Source organism: Lachnospira eligens (assembly GCF_009680455.1).
GTDB lineage: Bacteria > Bacillota > Clostridia > Lachnospirales > Lachnospiraceae > Lachnospira > Lachnospira eligens_A.
Map to the genome: position 1 here is coordinate 47902 of NZ_WKRD01000005.1, position 22316 is coordinate 70217.

Here is a 22316-nt window from a genome sequence, read left to right on the forward strand (position 1 = left end):
ATGTCTTTTAATCAGGTATTATAACTACAATATATAGCAGACGGAAAACTAAATATCAGTATATGTGGTTATAACATAAAGGAGGCGTTCGGATGAAGAGGTTTTTGAGTATACTTTTATGTTCTGCAATTCTTGCTGCAGCTATACCGGGCATGTATTACGCAGAAGGGAATCAGTCATCATATGATGAGCTGTCCCAGTTAAAGGAGATTGATTATCAGCTTAACGGTGGTCATTATGTCAGTGGCTATAATGCACCAGACAAATATCCGGCAGGGCAATTACCGGATAAGGATGATATTGTCAATCAGGGGTATGAGTTTGGAGGATGGTATGATAATAAAGAGCTGACAGGTAGTCCTGTAACGGAGATTTCAGAAGAGAATTACACAGGAGTTGTAGTTCTTTATGCAAAATGGATTGAACGTTATTATTACATTGACATACCTGAAAGCGTAGATGCTGATAAGACGAATCTTACAGTATCGGGACATGCAGGCGGACTGTATGAGAAAGATAAAGTAAGTGTATCTGTTTATTCTAAGAATGAATGGAATCTTCTGAATGGAGATGTAAAGCTTGGATATGAATTATATAATGAAGAGAATAAACTGTCTCTTACTAATAATTCAGTAATAACAGAGCTTACAGCAACAGGCAGTGACAAGACAAGAAAATATATGACAAGATTACAGGAAATTCCTAAATATGCAGGAATATATACAGATAATCTTACTTTTGATATTTCATTTGAAACAACAAAATATAACATTAAGTATGAAACTAATGGCGGAACACTTTATACTGATGATGATGAACAGGGGCGTGCAGCAGAGCTTGATAATTCGGTATATGAGGCGGGAACAAAGCTTTCAGATCTTCCGGTTCCGGGCAAGGCAGGCTCGACATTTTTGGGATGGTGTTATGATGCGGACTGTACAGATTATGTTGCCAGTACAGACAGACTTTTAAGTGATGTTGTATTATATGCATCATGGGTTGACGGTCAGGAGCTTAAGACAGTCAGTATAGATACATACGCAAGAAGTTATGATGTTGATGCAAATGATTTTACAATTACGGTAACTGATAAGAGCGGAAGGTTAACTAAAGAAGAAGTAAAGAATAAAGTATCAGTTAAGAATGTAAGCGATTCTTCTGAGAATACTTCAATAGATATTACAGCCGGAAGTGTATTAGATGATGGAGCGTATACATTTATAATAAAATGCAATGGCACATGGCAGGAAGGCTGTGGCTACCGTCTTGAACTTTCAGATGACAGGCTGTATTTCACAGGCTATGACCAGACAATAAGAGAATATGATTTTACAGTTTATAAGCCGGATGTAACTAATGTGAATCTTAGGGATGACATTAAGTACATAAAGTCAGGAAGCTTAAGTAATCTCTATGTTAACGGAGAGAAGGCTGATAGAATATCTGTGACGGTAATGACTGTAGGACAGGATGGTACAATAAGTCAGGAAGCTGTTAAAACTACAGGAAGCTTTACATATTCGGACAGTAAACTTAATGCAGGAGATAAGATTGCAGTATATGACGGAGATGTTGTGCCACAGTTAGATGGCAGTGTTATATCTGATGATGATGTTTCGTTCTTTGAGATTACATCAGCTAAGGGAAATGAATATTCCTACAGGGGTATGGCAGCAGAGGAGATACTCTTTGTTCCTGATGTTCTTCCTGTTAATGTAGCTGATGATAAGGATAATAATCCTGATAATGACAGCATAACAATTACAAAGAATAAAATGTCATATGGCAGTGACAGTCTTGGAGCAGGACTTGGACTTGATGAAGATACAACAGTTGATACAGGCGATTATCTTGCTCTGTATGCAACAGGAAATGATGATATACAGTATGCTGTTATAACAAATGTTTCAACTAATAATGCTGATTATGTAATCACATATAAGAATGTGACATGGGATGAAGTTCAGGCAGCCATGGATGTATATCAGACTGATAATGTGAGTGGTGAAAGTATATTACAGAATCAGGATATCAGTGGCATTGAACAGAGCGTTGAGCAGCAGGCTGTTGACAGTGGATTTGCACAGAGTGTTGTAGATGAGGTTGCACAGGCTGTTGTAAGAACGAATTCTTATCAGGAACTTCAGGAATATCTGTCTGATACTATGGATGCCAATATCAGCATTGTGCCGCAGGATATAACTTATCTTCCAGATAAGGCTCAGGGCAATGTTGCATTATATAGCAGCAAGAAACCAGAAGTAAAGCTTGAGCATGTAAGAGCTAACCTTTCAACTGATTTAAAACATTTTGAGAATGTAAGTGGATTAAGACTTGCTCTTGATATTGGTGTAGAGATTTCATTCTCTAATATGAAGGTAATTGTATCAGCAACATTTGAGCAGGAAGTTAAGATTAATATTAATGTAAGTGGTAAGGCTATATGGAAAGTATGGGGCATATTCCCATATATTGATGACTACCGTGTTGCGGTTTCATTAGATCTGTATGATTACACTGGAATTAATTTTAATGTTAATGTAAGAACTGCTGAAGAAGATGATGATGACGAAAGTTCTTCTAAACTTGATGAAGTGATTAATGGAATAGCAGAAGAACTTAAGAATATGATGGAAATCGGAACTACTTATATATCTGACAAGTCGGATTTATCTACAAGGCTTGAAGATATGAAGGATTCTGATGATGATAGCGAGATATCTGTTGCGAAGAGTCTTGCTGAAAGATATTCTGATATGCTTGATGATGAGGCTGACTGGGTTGAATTATACAGTAAGTCATTAACAGAGTCACATGTAAGGGTTATTGGAATTATTGATATCGAGTTTAAGGTTGAATTCGTTGTTTCTGCCAATGTTAATATATCAATGGGCATGACTTACTGGTATAAGAATGCCAAGAGATATGTTTACAGCATTATGGTATTTGACAGAAAGGTTACAAGTGATTCTATTGATTTAAGCGAAGAACAGTATGAGTTCTCGGTATATGCAATAGGAACAATAGGAATACGGGCAGGAATAAGACTAAGTGTGGCTGTAGGTCTTATATCAACAAAACTTGCAAGTGTTGGATTTACAGCAGAGGTTGGTGGATACGCCCAGGTATGGGGATATCTGTACTATCAGTTGAAATACGCAGCTTCGCAGGGCAGAACAGCAAGCTCAATGGGCGCTATATACATGGAAATAGGCGTGTATATGGAGGTTAATTTCCTGGCACAGGCACTTTCTGGAACGTTTAGTTATAATCCTACACTTTTTGAGAAGCAATGGCCGTTGTATAGTGTTGGTGTAGTTGAAAATGTGTGCGATTATGCATATGGTCAGGATTCTGTTAAAGATATCAAGATGAAGAGAGATGTTAAGACTGTAAGACTTCCTGATACATATTTTGAAATGCAGTATCTTGATATGAAAGAAGGTCTTGACGATAATAATGAGTATTTTACTAAGGTTTATGATGACAGTGACAGATATTTTTCTATAACAATGACTAATCCGGCGTTCTCATATGATCCTGAAACTAATATAGTTGAGGTTAATCCTAGTAGTGAACCTCAGCAGGATGGTGAGATGATAATAACATGGAAGAGTCAGAAGGGTTCTTTTAATACTAAGCCGATAACAAGAAAGATATCTCTGCACTGGGATAATTTAAGAGATGGATATTATATAGCATTCCAGACTAACGGTGGTTCAGTTGTAGATGCTATAATATCTAAGTACAATAAAGAAATTACAAAGCCTGAAGATCCTGTTAAACAGGGCTATACATTTGCAGGCTGGTATACAGATGAAGCACTTACAAAGAAATATACTATTCCGTCAGTAATGCCTAATGAGGACAGAATTGTATATGCGAAGTGGGAAGCAGCTGATATGATTTATAATGTTGTTGATTATGTGGAAGGAACGGATGGTGTGTATACAGCAGCTTTATCACAGAGAGTAAGTGCTGATGGAAGCACAACGATTAATTATTATTATGCAAGAAATAAATATAATATTAAGTTTGTTTCAGAAGGCAGTGTTGTTTCAGAAGGAAGATACACATATGGAACTCTTATGCCGACACCGGTTGCATATAGGGCAGGATATGTATTTGAAGGCTGGGAACCAGCTGTCACACAGACAGTTCCTGCAAAGGATACAACTTATACAGCCGTATGGAAAGAAGCAGATGATGTTGTATACACAACAAAATATTATCTTGAAAATGAATCAGGAGAATATGAACTTGATAAGACTAGAATTAATAAAGGAACAACAGGACAGAATGTAACTGCAGATAAGCAACAGTATGACAACAGGCTTTATCATCTTACAGATGATTTGCCATCTGGTACTGTTGCGGCAGATGGAAGCCTTATATTCCGGGTGCATTATGATAGAAATACATATAGCATATCATTTAATTCTATGGGAGGAACTGTAAGTACTGAAAAGAAAACAGCCAGATGGGGAAGCAATGTTATTGCACCGGTTCCTGTAAGAGCAGGATATGCATTTGCAGGCTGGTATGTTGACAGGGCATGTACAGAAGCGTTTGACGGTACAATGCCGGCATATGATATTACTTTATATGCAAAGTGGGATGCAGATAAGGTTAATTATACTGTTGAACATCTTGTTGAAAAGCTTGACGGTTCATATGAATTGTATGACAGACAGGCCTTTACATCTGATACTGACAGCCAGGTAACGCCATATGTTAAGTATATGGAAGGATTCAGTTCACCAGAGACAGAAACTGCCATAGTAAAAGGCGATGGTTCGACTGTTATAAGATATTTCTACAAGAGAAATGTACACAGATTTGTTCTCAAGCTGAATAATGGACAGCCGGATGTTGTATACGATTATAAATATGGCACTAAGATTAATATTATTAATCCGGAAAGAACCGGTTATACATTTACAGGCTGGGATGAAGATGTTGCAGGTACAATGCCAGACAGAGACGTCACTTATACTGCAAGCTGGAAGATAAACCAGTACACAATCAGTTTTAATACAGATGGTGGCAGTGAAATTGCTTCTATAACACAGGATTATAATACTGAGGTTAATTTTAATGAGATTCCGGTTAAGAAGGGATATACATTCACAGGATGGGATAAAGCTGTCCCGGATGTAATGCCTGCTGGTAATATTGTTATAACAGCACAGTGGAAGAAAGATATATATACTATAAGTTATAATCTTGATGGAGGAAAGGCTGACAATCCTGAAACATATGAGGTTGATACTAGCGTTATAACTCTTAAGAGACCACAGCGTACAGGTTATACGTTTACAGGCTGGAGCGGAACTGGTATAGATGGAACGGCTATGGATCCAGTAATTACAACAGGTTCTACAGGTAACAGAAGCTACACAGCAAACTGGAAGGAAAACAGTTATGTTATCCGGTTTATTCCATATGGTGACGGAACAACTGGTTCTATGCAGGATATGCAGCTTATGTATACAGATAAAGCAGCATTAAGTGCTAATCAGTTTAAGAGAACAGGTTATACATTTGCAGGATGGACAAAAAAGGCAGGAGCAGACAAGTTATATGATGATAATGAAATTATCAGTGGACTTGGAACAGCAGATAATGAAATAATTACCTTGTATCCAGCTTGGACTGCTAATGAGTATACAGTACATTTTGATACAAAGGATGGAGATGCAATAAACGACCTTGTATTTACATATGACAAGAAATACGAACTTCCAAAGACTTCAAGATATGGATATACATTCCTTGGCTGGTGTGTAGAAGATGGCGGAACGGTTACATATAAACCGGGAGCTTCTGCTGATAATCTTGTGGGTGAAGGAACGGTTACATTATATGCAAGCTGGAGTCTTAATAAGACATTTACTTACAGCCACCCATATTCATATCGTGTAACTGATGATTCAAAGGAAGAACCAGTCAAGCTGCATTTCTTCATAGATGGAGCATCAGGAACTTCAACAAGTGGTTATACAAGAACTAATTCCATCTATATGGAAGGTATATCTCTGAATGAGATAAAGAAGCATTGCAATACGATGACTGTTACAATCAGTTATTATATTAAAATGGTAGATGACGGATATGCAGAGGTAGACACTACATATAGAAAAGATTCTAACAAGTCATGGAATGGATGGCATGGAGAGAAGCTTGATCTCAAGAAGAAAAATAAACAGACAATCACGCACACATACAGCATAGGATGCAAAGATATAGATGCTATATGCTACAGATTTGATGCAAGTGGTTCATTTTCTGATAAATATGATTTGAGCAATATTAAGGTCAGTGTAAGGTTTGATTAATTAGTAATTCGTACAGACTGGTTTTATAACCGGTCTGTACGGAATGTCAGGAGGGATTGGAATGAAGATTTCAAAAAACAAAATTATGATAACAGCAATAATAGTACTGTGCGTAGCAGTTGCTGTTCTGGCTGCAGTGCTTGTTATCAGAAAAGATAAGAATAAAGATAATGATGATAAATTTACACCAACGATTGATTCTGATTCTGGTGAAATTGGTACAGGAAGTAATTACAGTGGCGGACAGAAGGGAATAAGGATACCAGGATATCCATCTATAACTGTAGATGCAGGAAAAGATAATGTTACAATGAATCTGTTTAACCCTGAAGGAAATCCATGCTACTTTACATTTGAAATTGTTTTATCTGATACGGGCGAGACTATATACAAGTCAGATATGGTTGAACCTGGAAAAGCTATAACTAATGTAAAACTGCAGCATCCGCTTGCAACAGGAGAACATAATGCTGTTATTAAGATTAGCACAGCATCGCTTACAGATGGAAAGACAATGAATGGTGCTAATGTTGAGACAGTTTTAGTTGCAAAATAAATAAATAGTCATTAATGGATGAAAGAATGGAGGCTATTATGAGAAAATTGACAGCTATGGCATTGAGTATGATGTTTATATTGGGAAGTATTATTCCTGTGGGGGCAGAAGAGACACAGACAAGACAGTCAACAATATCTGTATCAATTGATCCGGTCTATACAGTGACTATTCCGGCAAATACAACAATTGAAAGAGGAGAACAGTCTGTTAAGCTTGGAAGTGTTTCTCTTGATAATGCAAGATTAGAGCCAGACAAGAATGTAAATGTATCTGTAAGTGCAAGTGGAAAACTTAAGAACAGTAAAGATGAGAGTAAGACAATTGCATATAAGATTATGGATGGTAACAAAGAATTCAGTACAGCTACATATGCAGAGAGTGGAAACAGTACTAATCTGACACTTTCAATAGATAAGTCTGAATGGGATAAGGCATATGCGGGTTCATATTCAGATACACTTGTGTTTACAATCTCTTATAGATAGTGAAGCAAAAGAACTATAGATTATTAAATAAAAAAGAGTTGTCCGGTTTCACGGGCAACTCTTTATTTGGTCTGAATCCAAATATGAATTAAATTAATTATCTCTGAACTCTTGCGCCAGCACCACCAACGATACCTTCAACTTCCTTAAGAGAAGCCATTGTTGTATCACCAGGAGTTGTCATAGCTAATGCACCGTGAGCTGCACCGTAGTTAACAGCCTTCTCAGCATCTTCAAATGTCATAAGACCATATACAAGACCTGAAGCGAATGAATCTCCGCCACCAACTCTATCCATGATCTCAAGTCCATCATACTGAGCAGCCTTGTAGATTTCTCCATCAGCCCAGCAGATTGCTGACCAGTCATTAACTGTAGCTGTCTTAACCTGACGAAGTGTTGTAGCAACAGCCTTGAAGTTAGGGTATGTAGCAGCAGCTTCGTTGATCATCTTCTTATAACCATCAAGGTTAAGAGTCTTAAGGTTCTCATCGTTACCTTCGATTTCGAAACCAAGGCATGCTGTGAAGTCTTCTTCGTTACCAATCATAACGTCAACATACTTAGCAACTTCCTTATTAACTTCCTGAGCCTTAGCTAAACCGCCGATAGCTTCCCACATAGATGGTCTGTAGTTAAGATCGTAAGATACAATTGTACCGTACTTCTTAGCTGCCTTACAAGCTGCAATAACAGTCTCGCAAGCCTGCTCAGAAAGAGCAGCGTAGATACCGCCTGTATGTAACCAACGAACACCTAAACCACCATCGCTCTTGTTCTTGAAGATGTAATCAAAATCGAAATCTTCTGGAGTAGCCTGAGAAATAGCTGTGTTAGCTCTATCAGAGCAACCCTTAGCACCACGGATACCAAATCCTCTTTCTGTGAAGTTGAGACCGTTTCTGCAAAGACGTCCGATACCATCTGTCTTCTTCCAGCAGATAAGTGATGTATCAACGCCACCCTGCTCGATGAAGTCCTTCATAAGAAGACCTACTTCGTTATCAGCAAATGATGTGATAACAGCAGTTCTCATACCGAAGCACTTGTGAAGACCACGGATAACGTTATATTCTCCGCCACCTTCCCATGCTCTAAAGCTTCTTGCTGTACGGATTCTGCCTTCACCTGGATCAAGACGAAGCATAACTTCACCTAATGATACAGCGTCAAAAGTACACTCTTCAGCTGGTCTTAAATTTAATTTCATTTTTTAGATACCTCCAAAAATATTTTATTGCTACAATATTTTAACATAATAATCTGATTAATTCCATCATTTTACCCAAACTTTTATATGTTTTATAAGAAATATGATAAATTGCAACAGCAGTTGACAACAATAGCGAAAAATATTGTATGCAGGCATATTGAAAAAAGTATGTATAAGATGTAATATTAATAAATAAAGATTTCGATATAATATAATAGTTATTATTTGATTTTAATATAAGCACAGATATACTTATGCAAAGCGAGGGTTATATATATGAAGAATGTTAAAAAAATAAGACAGCTGACAATGCGTCTTAAAATGCAATGGAAGATTCTTATAGGTGTGCTTGTTTCTGGTGTTGCATGCGGTGGAGTACTTATATTTGCTAACGCTGACTCAAGTGTTTCTCTTTCTCTGACACCGGCACAGTCAAGTGTAATACAGGGATCTACATCTACAGTTATTCATGCCAATCTTTCAGGTACGGATGATGAATTTTATGACGCGAGCAATCCTTCGAACAATGGTATTGCAAGTCCTGTAAGACTTGAATGGACAATATCGGATGAAGATTATGATGTTGTAAAGTTTGTTAATCCAAGTTCAGGCGGAGATGCTTATCTGCAGACTGTATCAGGAACAACTAATCCTACAGTATATGGTAACAGGGCAGGAGCAGCTACAATAACAGCAGCATATCATTCTAAGAAGTTTTCAGATACAGGAGCTGTTGTATATGATAATGTACTTGCTACATCAACAGCAGCAGTATATGTTCCTATTAATGTTAATGTTGAAAGGAAAAGAGGTAATACTGTTCTTGAAGAGGCAGATCTTCTGAAAGAAGGAGATTTAATTACCATAACAGCCAATACCTGTGAGAGTAATAAGCTTTTTATTGAAACATCTAATGATTCAACAGGTGAGGTTAGTTCAGATGGAATCGTAGAGATGTATTATAGGGATTCTTCTAAAGTAGTACTTAAGGTTATTGGCGGTGGTTCAACTGTTATTACGGCAAGAACTGCAGACGGAAGCGGAATTAATCCTCTTACATATACATTTACAGTAAGGGCAGAGGTTAAGTTTAAGGAGAGTATATCTAATTCACAGGGACATTTTATAACACATCTTCCTAGCGATGCATCTAACAGATATATGGTTCTTTCAGATAAGGATTATGAAGCATTTACATATGAGGACATTCCTTCTAATGTAGTTAATCCTGTTAAGTCTAACGTAATATATAAGACAGATAATTCAAATGTAGCATCAGTTGCAGTTGGAACAGTATGTGGAGTACATGCAGGAGTTACAAAGGTGAGTGCAGGACTTACTACTATTGATGTTGGAGGCAATGAATCGTGGTTTACAAGAGATGCTGTTAATGTTGTAGTTCCATTTAAGAAGATGGGAAATGAAGTGAGCAATATGAATGTTGGTGATGAACTTCAGTTGTCAACATCAGCAATTGAATCAGAAGTAACATGGTCAACTTCTGATAACAAGGTACTTCAGGTGGATTCTGCAACTGGTCTTGTTAAGGCAGTTGGCGCGGGTACAGCTACAATATATGCAACAAGAGTACAGGATGAATTATACACAGTGTATAATATGCCATATCAGCTGGCATATAAGATTACAGTTATAGATGGTTTTGGCCTTAGTACAGTAAGCACAACAGTTAATATTGGAAGTTCAATAGACATTAAGGCTCTTGTTACTAATCAGCCAAGTAAATCACAGATTACATATACTGTAACTAATCAGGCTAATGAAGCAGGAGTTATACCTACATATGATCTTATAGAGGTAAGACAGTCAGATGATGGTACTGTATTTACAGTAACAGGTGTTGCGTCGGGTGTGACACATCTTACTGTTTCACAGAATATTAATGGAGTTATTAAGTCTGAGACTTGTGTAATATATGTTACCACTCCTGTAGGAGATGTAAGTATTAATCCTTCTTCAATATCAATTGACAGAGGAAGCACTGGAACAGTACAGGTATTATTCAATCCGGCAGGACCTACTAACAGCAATGTTTTATGGTCATCATCAGATACAACGGTAGCTACGGTAACAGGAGACAGTTACACAGCTACTATTAAGGGATTATCTGGTGGTAATGCAACGATTACAGTAATAACTGAAGACGGACTTAAGGTTGCAACCTGTGATGTCTATGTAAGAGAGCCAGTAACAGGAGTTACACTTAACGCGACAACAGTTGAGTCTACTATGGCAATTGGAAAGTATCAGCTTGTAGCAACTGTAAAGCCATCAGGAGACGGTGTGAACAGAAATGTTACATGGTCATCCTCAGATGAATCAGTTGCAACAGTTGATGAGAATGGCCTTGTAACATATATTAAGCCAGGATACTGTACAATTGTCTGCAAAACAGAAGATGGTGCATTTATTGCAACATGTAATTTTATTATAAGCATACCAGTTGAGACTATTAAACTTGATTATAAAGATGAGATTATGTCAATAGGACAGACATTAAGAATCACAGCAGAAGTTCTCCCTATAACGGCTACGAACAGGACTGTAAGTTGGGAATCATCTAATACTAATGTATGTATAGTTGATTCTAATGGTCTGGTTGAAGCTGTCGGAACAGGTAGTGCGACAATACTTTGTAAGTCACTTGATGGTGGTGTTACAGCAATGTGTAATATATATGTTAAGCAGCCTGTTACATCAATTGTCCTTAATACGACAGATATTACAGTGAGAAAAGGACAGGTGTTCTGGCTTAATGCCACATGTCTTCCAGAGAATGCAGATAATAAGCTTGTTACATGGGAAAGCCGTGATGAAAACGTATGTAAAGTAGAAAGCGATGGTAAAGTTACAGCTACAGGTGCAGGAACAACATCTATAATATGTACTAATGTTGACACGGGACTTACAGCATATTGTATTGTTACTGTTACACAGCCTGTAACAGGAATAACACTTAATTCTGATTATCAGGAATTATGGGTTGGAGCAAAATATGCTATTATACCTTCAATTGAGCCAATAGATGCAGAGAATAAGAAAGTCACATATCTTTCAAGTGATACATCAGTTGCAACAGTTGATGAAAATGGTGTTGTAACAGCCTTAAAGGGTGGTAACTGTGTAATTGAAGTTACAACAGATGAGTGTCATCTCACAGCAGCTTGTACAATTGTTGTTAAGGAATATGTTTCAACTATTACATTGAGTGAAAATAATAAATTCATGAATGTGGGTGCAACAGGAAAGCTTATTGCAACGGTTGGCACAGATACAGCAACTAATAAGAATATAGTGTGGTCATCATCAGATAACAGTATATGTTCAGTAGATCAGGAAGGTAATCTTAGTGCTGAATCAGTTGGTAATGCTGTTATTACAGCTACAGCAGCGGATGGAAGCGGAGTTACAGATTCATGTATCATAAGAGTTGTTAATCCGGTTACGGGAATAGAAGTTGTGCCGGATTCATTGAGATTGTTTGTTGGAGATTCACAGAAACTTGGTGTTAACGTATATCCGGATAATGCAACAATTAAAGATGTTGTATGGAAATCAGCTAATGAATCAATCGCAGTGGTTGATGAGGATGGCGAGGTGTTTGCTATCAGTTCCGGTAAAGTTAAGATTACAGCAACATCTCAGGATGGTAATAATATCAAAGGAATCTGCTGGGTTTATGTAACTCCAAGAGTTAATATATCCTCACTTAGAATTAATTCAAAAGAAATATATATGCTTACAGGCAGAACAAGACAGTTATCGGTAATAGTAAGGCCGGCTGTTAATAATGATTCATATGAATGGTACTCATCAGATACAGGAATAGTTACGGTTGATGGTAATGGTGTTATTACAACTGTAGGTCCTGGTGAAGCAGAGGTTTATGTCATAAGTGATGGTGCAGGTGTTGAATCAAGCTGTATAGTTCATTCACTTGCAATAAGCAGGTCTAATATTACTCTTGAGCAGTATGACAGATATACATTAGATGTAATAGGAACAGATAGTAAAATTACATGGAGAAGCAGTAATCCAAGGGTATGTACAGTTTCTTCTTCAGGAGAAGTTATTGGACGAAAAGCAGGAATAGCAACAATAACAGCTGTTGTTAATAATAAGACATTAAGCTGCACAGTAAGAGTTACAAGCATAAGATAATTCAGGTAATGATAAAATTATTATGACCATCAGTGTTGTACTGATGGTCATAATTTTTTGGACAAAAAAAGGAGATGCGGTCAAACATCTCCTTTTTCAAAATATGAGGGGGAGATAGAAAGAATTCTCTTTGCTATCTAATATAGAATATACATGATAAATGTGAGCAAAATGTGTACAATTAGTTAAACAAAAATAAAAATCATAAAATGTATTTTATTGATTAATATTCTCTAATATGTTAATATCAAAATGTTATTTAAGTGTATGGAGGTCTATATATGCCAGACGATTTTAATAAGAATACAAGCATAGAAGACGAAATTGAAAAGTCGTTGCAGAAAATGGTAGAAGAAGAAACTACAGTTGCCAAAGCTTATGTAGGAAAGGCTGATGATTATAAAGCAGAGCAGCCATCAGATATTAATGATGGGAGGACGAGAGTTGTTCCTAAGATAACAGATGAAATTCTTAAGGAACAGCAGGTAATTAATAAATCATCTCAACCAACACAAGAAGAATTAACTGATAGAGATATTTTACTTGATGATGATGACGATGAAGAACCAGAAGATGAAGATAAAGAGATTTTGAAAGACACCACTAAGAAACCACTGGATAAGAAGACAAAGCTTATTATAGCAGGGGTTGCTGCGGGAGTTGCATTAGTTTTAATTATAATAATTATAGTTGCTGTATCACTTAACAAGAAGAGTAAGAATAATTATAATTATTATTATCAGACAGGAATGAAACTGTACGAAGAGGGTAATTATGGTGATGCATCATCATATCTTAGCAAGGCTTCTAAAGAAAATGAGGGAAAGAAGAATCTGAACCTTAAGTATACATTGTATAGATGCTATGAAAGCTCAGGAAATGAGGATGAAGCTGTTAATGTGCTGAAGGATATACTTTCATATGATGAGAATTATGAAGATGCGGTTAAAGCTCTTGCAGATATTTATTATAAGAAAGAGGATGCAGATAATTTAACAAAGCTTATAAGAAAGTATCAGGATGGAAAATGCAGCAATGCAGTTAAGAATTATATTGTAAAAGAACCATCAGCTTCTAAAGAGCCGGGTTCGTATGATGATGATGTTGAACTTAAATTTACATGTGATTCTGGTTGTGTTGTTTATTATACAACTGATGGAAAAGAACCTGATATTAAGAGTACACTATATGATGGAACAGCAATTAAGTTAGAAACAGGCACAACTAAGATAAAAGCAGTTTCTGTTAATTCTATTGGGGTATATAGTAAAGTAGTTGAATTTGAATATGTTGTTGAATATGGTGCTCCTGTAGCACCAGATGTAACTCCTGCGTCAGGAAAATATTCAGATGGAGAGAAGATTAAGATTAATAATATCCCTGACAAATGTAAGGCATATTATACAACAGATGGTACAACTCCTACATCTTCATCAACAGAGTATACAGGTGAATTCGATATGCCAACCGGTAATACTGTAATCGCATTTGTAATAATTAACGATCATGAGCAGAGCAGTACAGTAGTTAAGAGAAATTATAATGTTGAAGTAAAGAATACATATACATACAGCCAGGCTGAAAGCCAGCTGAAAAATGTCCTTATATCAAAGAAGGTGCTTAAGTCAGACAGCAAAGCTTCAGATGGTTCAGGTGTTAATTTTGTCTATATTTCAAAGACAAAGGTTGGCAACAATGAAATGTATATTATCAGATATGATGTAATAAAGGGTGGTTCTACAACAACTGCTGGATTATATGGCGTTGATACATCAAGCGGTAAGGTGTATACTGTTACAGGTACAGAAGGCAGTTATTCTGCCAAAGAATACTAAAGGTTGATTGTGCGTAATGCACTTCATAATATTACTTTTTGAAAGGAGAATTGTAATGTATAAAATTCTTAAGGCTGAGAAGTTAGCAGAGAAGATCTTCCTTATGGATGTTGAAGCTCCTAGAGTTGCTAAACATTGTGAACCTGGCCAGTTCGTTATTGTAAAGATGGATGATTTGGGCGAAAGAATTCCACTTACTATTTGTGATTATGACAGAGAAGCAGGAACTATAACAATAGTTGTTCAGATAGTTGGAGCGTCTACTGAGAAGATGTCACATCTTAAAGCAGGAGATGCATTTGAAGATTTTGTTGGACCTCTTGGATGTCCATCAGAGCTTATCAGCAAGGATATTGAAGAACTCAAAAAGATGAATATTGTATTCATTGCCGGAGGTCTTGGAACAGCACCTGTATATCCACAGGTTAAATGGATGCATGAGCATGGTGTAGATGTTGATGTTATCGTTGGTGCTAAGAATAAGGAACTTATAATCTTAGAGGAAGAGATGAAGGCTGTTGCTGGTAATCTTTACATAACAACTGATGATGGAAGCTATGTAAGAAAAGGTATGGGTACAGATGTGCTTAAGGATCTTGTTGCAGAAGGAAAACATTATGATTTATGTGTAGCAATCGGACCTATGATTATGATGAAATTCGTCTGTCTTCTTACTAAGGAACTTGGAATTCCTACAATTGTCAGCATGAATCCGATTATGGTTGATGGAACTGGTATGTGTGGTGCATGTCGTCTTAAGGTTGGCGATGAGATTAAGTTTGCATGTGTTGACGGACCTGAATTTGACGGTCATCTTGTTGACTTTGACCAGGCTATGAAGAGAAGTGCTATGTACAGAACTGAAGAGGGAAGAGCAATGCTCAAGCTTCAGGAAGGCGATACACATCACGGCGGTTGTGGACAGTGTAATTAGAAAGGATGGGTTTCAAAATGGACGTAATGAAGAAAGTGCCAGTCAGAGAGCAGGCTCCTGACGTAAGAAATAAGAATTTTGATGAAGTATGTCTTGGATATAACAAGGAAGAAGCTATGGAAGAGGCAACAAGATGCCTTAACTGTAAGAATGCAAGATGTGTTCAGGGCTGTCCTGTATCTATCGATATCCCAGCATTTATTCATCAGGTAAAAGAAGGAAATATTGAGGAAGCATATAAGATTATTGGTAAGTCAAGTGCACTTCCTGCTGTATGTGGCCGTGTATGTCCACAGGAGACACAGTGTGAAGGTCAGTGTATCAGAGGAATCAAGGGTGAATCAGTATCAATTGGTAAGCTTGAAAGATTTGTTGCTGACTGGGCAAGAGAGAATAATGTTGAGCCAGAGAAGCCAACAGAGAAGAAAGGCAAGAAAGTTGCTGTTATCGGTTCAGGTCCTTCAGGACTTACATGTGCCGGAGATCTTGCAAAAATGGGATATGACGTAACTATATTCGAGGCTTTACATGAGGCTGGTGGTGTATTAGTATATGGTATTCCTGAATTCCGTCTTCCTAAGTCAACAGTAGTTGCCCACGAAGTTGAGAATGTTAAGAAGTTAGGCGTTAAGATTGAGACTAACGTTGTTATTGGTAAGTCAATGACAATTGACCAGTTACTTGAAGATGAAGGCTTTGATGCAGTATTTATCGGTTCTGGTGCAGGTCTTCCAAGATTCATGGGTATTCCGGGCGAGAATGCTAACGAAGTATTCTCAGCTAATGAGTACCTTACAAGAAGTAATCTTATGAAAGCTTTCAAGGATGAGTATGATACTCCAATAGCAAGATTTAAGAAGGTTGCTATCGTTGGTGGTGGTAATGTTGCTATGGATGCTGCAAGAACAGCATTAAGACTTGGAGCAGAAACTCATATCGTATACAGAAGAAGTGAGGAGGAGCTTCCAGCAAGAGCTGAGGAAGTACATCACGCTAAGGAAGAAGGAATTATATTTGACCTTCTTACTAATCCGACAGAGATTCTTACAGATGACAAGGGTAATGTTACAGGTATGAAGTGCATTAAGATGGAACTTGGTGAACCTGATGCTTCAGGAAGAAGAAAGCCTGTAGAGATTCCTGGTTCAGAGTTTGTTATGGAATTAGATGCAGTTATCATGTCACTTGGTACTTCACCTAACCCACTTATATCTTCAACAACTAAGGGACTTGACATCAACAAGAGAAAATGTATCGTAGCAGAAGAAGAAAATGGTAAAACATCTAAGGAAGGTGTATATGCCGGTGGAGATGCTGTTACAGGTGCAGCTACAGTTATTCTTGCCATGGGAGCAGGAAAGGCTGGAGCTAAGGGAATTGATGAATTCCTTTCTAACAACTAATCAGAATATAGTAAACCCGCTGTGTCTGTTAATTACACAGCGGGTTTTATTGATTATAAGAATTAATTAAACATTTTTTCAACGAACTGTTCTGAAAAATTCTCGGCTTCTTCATCTGAAAGTTCAGTAAATTGTACGGTTAACTGTTCTTTAACATAAGCTGTACGGTTAAAATATTTCATTTCTTCCTGAATATCTCCAGTGTAAGAATTTTCAATATCTTCTTTGGTTATGTTGTCTTCAAGCCAGTTAAGTACATTGGCGGCTTTCTTATCCTCAGTTTCAGCCTTGGCTTTAATTTTGTTAGAGTATTTCAAAGACCAGACACCGATTGCAATGAATCCGATAAATAACAGACCAAGAACAATATTAATAAAAAGGAATGAAGGTGCATCTTTAGTTACTATCTTAATGATACCGATATCATTAAGAATCATAAGAATGATTCCGATTCCTCCACATACAAAGAATGTGATGGCAGAAGATAAGTTATCCTTGTACTTGTCAGTGCTGCTTTCATACAGGCTTCCACCTGTAAGAAGAGAGTCATTCCCGTTATTATCCTGAATGTTGTCATTAGTTATGTCAGTTGCGTTTTCAGACATAATATTCCTCCTTGTTATAGAACTTAACCATAAGTCCTTTATTGTTCAGATATTATAAAATATAATTGTGAAAAAATAAAGAACATCTGGATTAATGTGGTAAAATACGAAAGAAAGATATTACAGATTAGTAAGATTAAGGAGATTGATATGAAAACACTTATAGTGACAGGGGGAAGTCTTGATATAAGCTGGGCAAAGGATTTTGTCAGGACAATAAATGCTGAATACATAATTGCAGCTGACAGTGGCCTTAAATATATTGATGAACTCGGACTTGTGCCGGATATGATACTGGGGGATTATGACTCAGTAGAAGATGGACTGCTTGATAAGTATAAAAGTATAGATATTAAGACTTATCCTAAAGAAAAGGATTATACAGATACGCATATTGCTATTATAAATGCATTGAAAGCCGGAGCGTCAGTCATATATATACTTGGGGCGACAGGTACAAGGATGGATCACACATTTACCAATATATGCAATATGAAAGCTGCACTTGACAGTGGCGTACCATGTTTTATATGTGACAGTCACAATAAAATATATCTTATAAATGACAAGATGGGAGAAGTGAAAGTGTCCAAAACAGGACAGTATGGTGATTATGTATCATTTGTTCCACTATCTGAAGAAACAATTATAAGTCTTGCAGGGTTTAAATATGTGCTTGATGATTATATACTTAATCAGGGTTTAAGCATATGCCAGAGTAATGAAATTAAAGAAAATGTGGCGGTTATAAATATAAAAAAAGGACTTGTGATTGTATTTGAAACAAAGGACTAAAAATACTTGTAATTATTGGCAGATTGTAATAAAATTAACAAAGAGTTGCGCAATAGCAACGTAAAAAACAAGGGAGGTCTCGTAATGAGTAATACAACACAGGCATTATCAAGGATTGAAGCAATACTTGATGATAGCAGCTTTGTTGAAATCGGTGCTGGTGTGACTGCCAGATCTACAGATTTTAACATTCAGGAAAAGAAGGCTCCATCCGATGGTGTTATTACAGGATACGGAGTTATTAATGGTAATCTTGTGTATGTATACAGCCAGGATGCAACTGTTCTTAATGGTTCTATCGGTGAGATGCATGCTAAGAAGATTTCAGCACTTTATGATTATGCTATGAAGATGGGAGCTCCTGTGATAGGTCTTATTGACTGCGCAGGTTTAAGACTTCAGGAAGCAACAGATGCTCTTGAAGGTTTCGGTACAATTTATAAGAAGATGTCTATTGCATCAGGTGTTATTCCACAGATCACAGCAGTTTACGGTAACTGTGGCGGTGGACTTGCAATTCTTTCTTCATTATCTGATTTTACATTTATGGAAGATAGCAAGGCCAAGCTTTTTGTTAACAGCCCTAATGCATTAGATGGTAATAATGAATCAAAGCTTGACTCAGCGTCAGCTAAGTTCCAGGCAGAAGCAGGAGTTGTTGATTTTACAGGAGATGAGGAGACTATTGCTAATGGTGTAAGACAGTTAGTTTCTATGCTTCCTGCTAACAACGAAGAGGATGCTGCAGTTTCTGCAACAACAGATGATCTTAACAGAGCATGCCCGGATATGGCAGCAGAGATTGCTGATCCTGCATTAGCTCTTTCAGATATTGCTGATGATAATGTATTTGTTGAAGTTAAGGCTTCATATGCTAAAGAAATGGTTACAGGATTTATTCAGGTAGATGGAATTACTATTGGTGCTGTAGCTAACAGAACAGCTCTTTATGATGAAGAGGGTGAAGTGGCTGAAAAGTTTGAACCGGTTCTTACAGTTAAGGGCGCTTACAAGGCAGAGAATTTTGTTAATTTCTGTAATGCATTTGAAATTCCTGTACTTACACTTACTAATGTTAAAGGATTCGAAGCTACAGTGGCAGCTGAGAAGGGAATTGCAATTGCAAGTGCCAAGCTTACATATGCATTTGCTAACGCAGATGTACCTAAGGTTAATGTTATTACAGGTGAGGCTTATGGAAGCGCATATGTTTCTATGAACTCTAAGTCTTTAGGTGCAGACCTTGTCTACGCATGGCCAACAGCTTCTATCGGAATGATGGATTCACAGCTTGCAGCAAAGATTATGTATGCTGATGAGATAGCAGCCGCTTCTGATGTGGCAGCAACTGTTTCAGAGAAAGCAGCTGAATATGCTAAGTTACAGTCAAGTGTTGAGTCAGCAGCAGCAAGAGGATATGTTGATGCTGTTATTGACCCGGAGAATACAAGACAGTATGTAGCCGCTGCATTTGAAATGTTATTTTCAAAGAGAGAGGTTCGTCCTGATAAGAAGCATGGAACAGTTTAATTAAGAGGTGACAATATGAAGAAGACTAATTTGAAAAGATTCTTATTGTTATTCTGCATGTTAGCCTGCGTATTCAGTATGACAGCCTGTGGTAATGCACAGATTGATACTAATACAGCTAAAGAATCCATTAAAGATAACGAGGTTGCTTATGTTGAGAATTACCTCAAGGACTGGGCAAAGGATATGATTCTTTACCTTGACAGCAATCAGGGTGAAGCAGGAACAGATGCTCTTATTGCAGATGCAGAAGCAGGAATAACCCTTAATGATGTTAACAGTAAGATGTATATTGTTAACCAGCAGGGAATGAATGTTAAAACAATAGGATTATACAATAGCTGGAACAGCACTAAAGATGAACTTGGTGAACTCAAAGAGTCTGTTGATGTTAACAACATTAATGTAAAGGTCAGTGATGAAACAAGTGAATTATGTACTATTTCAGTTAAACTTAAATTCGAAAAGAGAGTATGTACATTCGAATTTGTAATCAATACAGATTACACACTTGAAAGTGGAGCTATTAATCCATCATACACAACAGGTGAGAAGATGGGTAAGGCCGGAATGAATACACTTATTGGTATGGGAACTGTATTTGTAGTTCTTATATTCATTTCATTCATTATTTCTCTGTTCAAGTATATAAGCGTATATGAGAACAGAAAGAAAGAACAGAAAGAAGACACAGCTTCTGTTGGTGTTGATAATGCTATAGCACAGATTGTTTCTAATGAAGAAGAAAATGTTGAGGACGATCTTGAACTTATTGCAGTTATTACTGCAGCAATTGCAGCATCAGAAGGAACATCTACGGATGGTCTTGTTGTCCGCTCAATTAGAAAGGTTAATAATAGGAGGAAATAATCATGAAGAACTATACAATTACAGTTAATGGTAACGTATATGATGTTACTGTAGAAGAAGGAACAGGCAGTGCAGCTCCAGCAGCTAAGGCAGCCGCTCCTAAAGCAGCTCCAAAGGCTGCACCTAAGGCAGCAGCACCAGCAGGTGCTCAGGGAGCAGTTAAAGTTAACGCTCCAATGCCAGGAAAGATTCTTAAGGTTAATGCAACAGCAGGTGCTGCTGTAAAGAAGGGCGATGTATTGGTTGTCCTTGAAGCTATGAAGATGGAGAATGAAATCTGTGCTCCTCAGGATGGCACAATTGCAACTGTTGAGTGTGCAGCTGGTGATTCTGTAGAGTCAGGTAAGGTATTAGTTTCATTAAATTAATTATGATACTGATATAAAGTGACTTACGGAGGTATAAGATGAGTTATATTATAACAACTTTAGGAAACCTCGTTCACCAGAGTGCATTCTTCGGACTTACATGGGGTAATTACCTTATGGTTCTGGTTGCGTTTGTTTTCCTTTATCTTGCAATTAAAAAAGGATATGAACCTCTGCTCTTAGTACCTATTTCTTTTGGTATGCTTCTTGTAAACCTTTATCCTGACATTATGTTAGCAATAGAGGATTCAAGTAACGGTGTAGGTGGTTTGTTACATTATTTCTATTTACTTGATGAATGGAGTATTTTACCATCACTTATTTTCTTAGGTGTTGGTGCTATGACTGATTTTGGTCCATTGATTGCTAACCCGGCAAGTTTCCTGCTTGGTGCAGCAGCACAGTTTGGTATCTTTGCAGCATATCTTATGGCTATTCTTATGGGATTCCCAGATAAGGCAGCAGCAGCTATATCAATTATTGGTGGTGCAGATGGTCCTACTTCAATATTCCTTGCAGGTAAGCTTGGTCAGACTAAATATATGGGACCTATTGCAGTAGCAGCATATTCATATATGTCACTGGTTCCTATTATCCAGCCACCAATTATGAAGCTTTTAACAACTAAGAAGGAAAGAGAAGTTAAGATGGAACAGTTAAGACCTGTTTCTAAGCTTGAGAAGATTCTTTTCCCTATAGTAGTTACTGTAGTAGTAGTACTTATTCTTCCTACAACAGCACCACTTGTTGGTATGCTCATGTTAGGTAACCTTTTCAAGGAAAGTGGAGTTGTTAAGCAGCTTGCAGAGACAGCTTCTAATGCACTTATGTACATAGTTGTTATTATCCTTGGAACATCAGTTGGTGCTACAACAAGTGCAGAAGCATTTCTTAACCTTGATACATTAAAGATTGTTGCATTAGGACTTATTGCATTCGCATTTGGTACTGCAGCAGGTGTGTTATTTGGTAAGATTATGTGTCTTGTTACACATGGTAAGGTTAATCCGCTTATTGGTTCAGCAGGTGTATCTGCGGTTCCTATGGCAGCCAGAGTTTCGCAGAAGGTTGGTTCTGAGGCAGATCCTTCTAACTTCCTTCTGATGCATGCTATGGGACCTAACGTTGCCGGTGTTATTGGTACAGCGGTTGCAGCCGGCACATTTATGGCCATGTTTGGCGTTATGTAAAAGGAGGATATT

At 37.3% G+C, this 22316-nt stretch carries 14 protein-coding genes; 12 read left to right on the forward strand and 2 right to left on the reverse strand.

Annotated elements, in window-relative coordinates; genetic code table 11:
• Positions 1-92: 92 nt before the first annotated feature.
• The 3 genes from GKE48_RS07405 (at position 93) to GKE48_RS07415 (ending at position 7382) form a co-directional block, all read left to right on the forward strand.
• Positions 93-6338, forward strand: coding sequence for an InlB B-repeat-containing protein (locus GKE48_RS07405; protein WP_154300784.1), 6246 nt, complete (start codon positions 93-95; stop codon positions 6336-6338).
• 61 nt (positions 6339-6399) lie between these two features.
• Positions 6400-6894 (forward strand): hypothetical protein, encoded by a 495-nt coding sequence (locus tag GKE48_RS07410; RefSeq protein ID WP_154300785.1) that lies wholly within the window; start codon positions 6400-6402, stop codon positions 6892-6894.
• Positions 6895-6932: 38 nt separating this feature from the next.
• On the forward strand, positions 6933-7382 hold the full coding sequence (locus GKE48_RS07415) for a hypothetical protein (protein ID WP_055285496.1): 450 nt from the start codon (positions 6933-6935) through the stop codon (positions 7380-7382).
• A gap of 97 nt (positions 7383-7479) precedes the next feature.
• Here GKE48_RS07415 and GKE48_RS07420 read toward each other — a convergent pair whose 3' ends face one another.
• Positions 7480-8592, reverse strand: coding sequence for a sugar kinase (locus GKE48_RS07420; protein WP_012739150.1), 1113 nt, complete (start codon positions 8590-8592; stop codon positions 7480-7482).
• A 279-nt stretch (positions 8593-8871) separates the two neighbouring features.
• On the opposite strand from GKE48_RS07420, the gene GKE48_RS07425 reads away from it, so the two are divergent.
• The 4 genes from GKE48_RS07425 to gltA all read left to right on the forward strand — a co-directional run bounded on the left by GKE48_RS07425 (position 8872) and on the right by gltA (position 16946).
• A complete protein-coding gene (locus tag GKE48_RS07425; RefSeq protein ID WP_154300786.1) occupies positions 8872-12774 on the forward strand; it encodes an Ig-like domain-containing protein in 3903 nt (1300 codons plus the stop codon).
• A 281-nt stretch (positions 12775-13055) separates the two neighbouring features.
• Positions 13056-14609 carry a chitobiase/beta-hexosaminidase C-terminal domain-containing protein gene (locus tag GKE48_RS07430; RefSeq protein WP_154300787.1) on the forward strand — a complete coding sequence of 518 codons (1554 nt, stop codon included), beginning with the start codon at positions 13056-13058 and terminating at the stop codon, positions 14607-14609.
• 55 nt (positions 14610-14664) lie between these two features.
• Positions 14665-15543 carry a sulfide/dihydroorotate dehydrogenase-like FAD/NAD-binding protein gene (locus GKE48_RS07435; RefSeq protein WP_117913983.1) on the forward strand — a complete coding sequence of 293 codons (879 nt, stop codon included), beginning with the start codon at positions 14665-14667 and terminating at the stop codon, positions 15541-15543.
• Positions 15544-15560: 17 nt separating this feature from the next.
• Positions 15561-16946, forward strand: a complete 1386-nt coding sequence (gltA, locus tag GKE48_RS07440; RefSeq protein ID WP_243138467.1) for an NADPH-dependent glutamate synthase — start codon at positions 15561-15563, stop codon at positions 16944-16946.
• Positions 16947-17008: 62 nt separating this feature from the next.
• On the opposite strand, the gene GKE48_RS07445 is transcribed toward gltA, so the two are convergent.
• Positions 17009-17551, reverse strand: coding sequence for a hypothetical protein (locus tag GKE48_RS07445; RefSeq protein WP_154300789.1), 543 nt, complete (start codon positions 17549-17551; stop codon positions 17009-17011).
• Positions 17552-17647: 96 nt separating this feature from the next.
• On the opposite strand from GKE48_RS07445, the gene GKE48_RS07450 reads away from it, so the two are divergent.
• The 5 genes from GKE48_RS07450 to GKE48_RS07470 all read left to right on the forward strand — a co-directional run bounded on the left by GKE48_RS07450 (position 17648) and on the right by GKE48_RS07470 (position 22304).
• Positions 17648-18346, forward strand: coding sequence for a thiamine diphosphokinase (locus GKE48_RS07450; RefSeq protein ID WP_173016906.1), 699 nt, complete (start codon positions 17648-17650; stop codon positions 18344-18346).
• Between the two features lie 84 nt (positions 18347-18430).
• Positions 18431-19876 carry an acyl-CoA carboxylase subunit beta gene (locus GKE48_RS07455; protein ID WP_041688071.1) on the forward strand — a complete coding sequence of 482 codons (1446 nt, stop codon included), beginning with the start codon at positions 18431-18433 and terminating at the stop codon, positions 19874-19876.
• A 15-nt stretch (positions 19877-19891) separates the two neighbouring features.
• Positions 19892-20746: an OadG family protein gene (locus GKE48_RS07460; protein ID WP_055214834.1), complete on the forward strand. Its 855-nt coding sequence runs from the start codon at positions 19892-19894 to the stop codon at positions 20744-20746.
• Between the two features lie 2 nt (positions 20747-20748).
• Positions 20749-21114, forward strand: coding sequence for a biotin/lipoyl-containing protein (locus tag GKE48_RS07465; protein ID WP_012739159.1), 366 nt, complete (start codon positions 20749-20751; stop codon positions 21112-21114).
• A gap of 38 nt (positions 21115-21152) precedes the next feature.
• Positions 21153-22304, forward strand: a complete 1152-nt coding sequence (locus GKE48_RS07470; protein WP_012739160.1) for a sodium ion-translocating decarboxylase subunit beta — start codon at positions 21153-21155, stop codon at positions 22302-22304.
• The last annotated feature ends 12 nt before the right edge of the window (positions 22305-22316 follow it).

What these genes read in the sequence shown, in the direction of transcription:
- GKE48_RS07425 (WP_154300786.1), top strand. Translation starts at nt 8,872, where the DNA reads ATGAAGAATGTTAAAAAAATAAGACAGCTGACAATGCGTCTTAAAATG.
- GKE48_RS07430 (WP_154300787.1), top strand. Translation starts at nt 13,056, where the DNA reads ATGCCAGACGATTTTAATAAGAATACAAGCATAGAAGACGAAATTGAA.
- GKE48_RS07465 (WP_012739159.1), top strand. Translation starts at nt 20,749, where the DNA reads ATGAAGAACTATACAATTACAGTTAATGGTAACGTATATGATGTTACT.
- gltA (WP_243138467.1), top strand. Translation starts at nt 15,561, where the DNA reads ATGGACGTAATGAAGAAAGTGCCAGTCAGAGAGCAGGCTCCTGACGTA.
- GKE48_RS07410 (WP_154300785.1), top strand. Translation starts at nt 6,400, where the DNA reads ATGAAGATTTCAAAAAACAAAATTATGATAACAGCAATAATAGTACTG.
- GKE48_RS07455 (WP_041688071.1), top strand. Translation starts at nt 18,431, where the DNA reads ATGAGTAATACAACACAGGCATTATCAAGGATTGAAGCAATACTTGAT.
- GKE48_RS07470 (WP_012739160.1), top strand. Translation starts at nt 21,153, where the DNA reads ATGAGTTATATTATAACAACTTTAGGAAACCTCGTTCACCAGAGTGCA.
- GKE48_RS07405 (WP_154300784.1), top strand. Translation starts at nt 93, where the DNA reads ATGAAGAGGTTTTTGAGTATACTTTTATGTTCTGCAATTCTTGCTGCA.
- GKE48_RS07420 (WP_012739150.1), bottom strand. Translation starts at nt 8,592, where the DNA reads ATGAAATTAAATTTAAGACCAGCTGAAGAGTGTACTTTTGACGCTGTA.
- GKE48_RS07460 (WP_055214834.1), top strand. Translation starts at nt 19,892, where the DNA reads ATGAAGAAGACTAATTTGAAAAGATTCTTATTGTTATTCTGCATGTTA.
- GKE48_RS07445 (WP_154300789.1), bottom strand. Translation starts at nt 17,551, where the DNA reads ATGTCTGAAAACGCAACTGACATAACTAATGACAACATTCAGGATAAT.
- GKE48_RS07435 (WP_117913983.1), top strand. Translation starts at nt 14,665, where the DNA reads ATGTATAAAATTCTTAAGGCTGAGAAGTTAGCAGAGAAGATCTTCCTT.
- GKE48_RS07415 (WP_055285496.1), top strand. Translation starts at nt 6,933, where the DNA reads ATGAGAAAATTGACAGCTATGGCATTGAGTATGATGTTTATATTGGGA.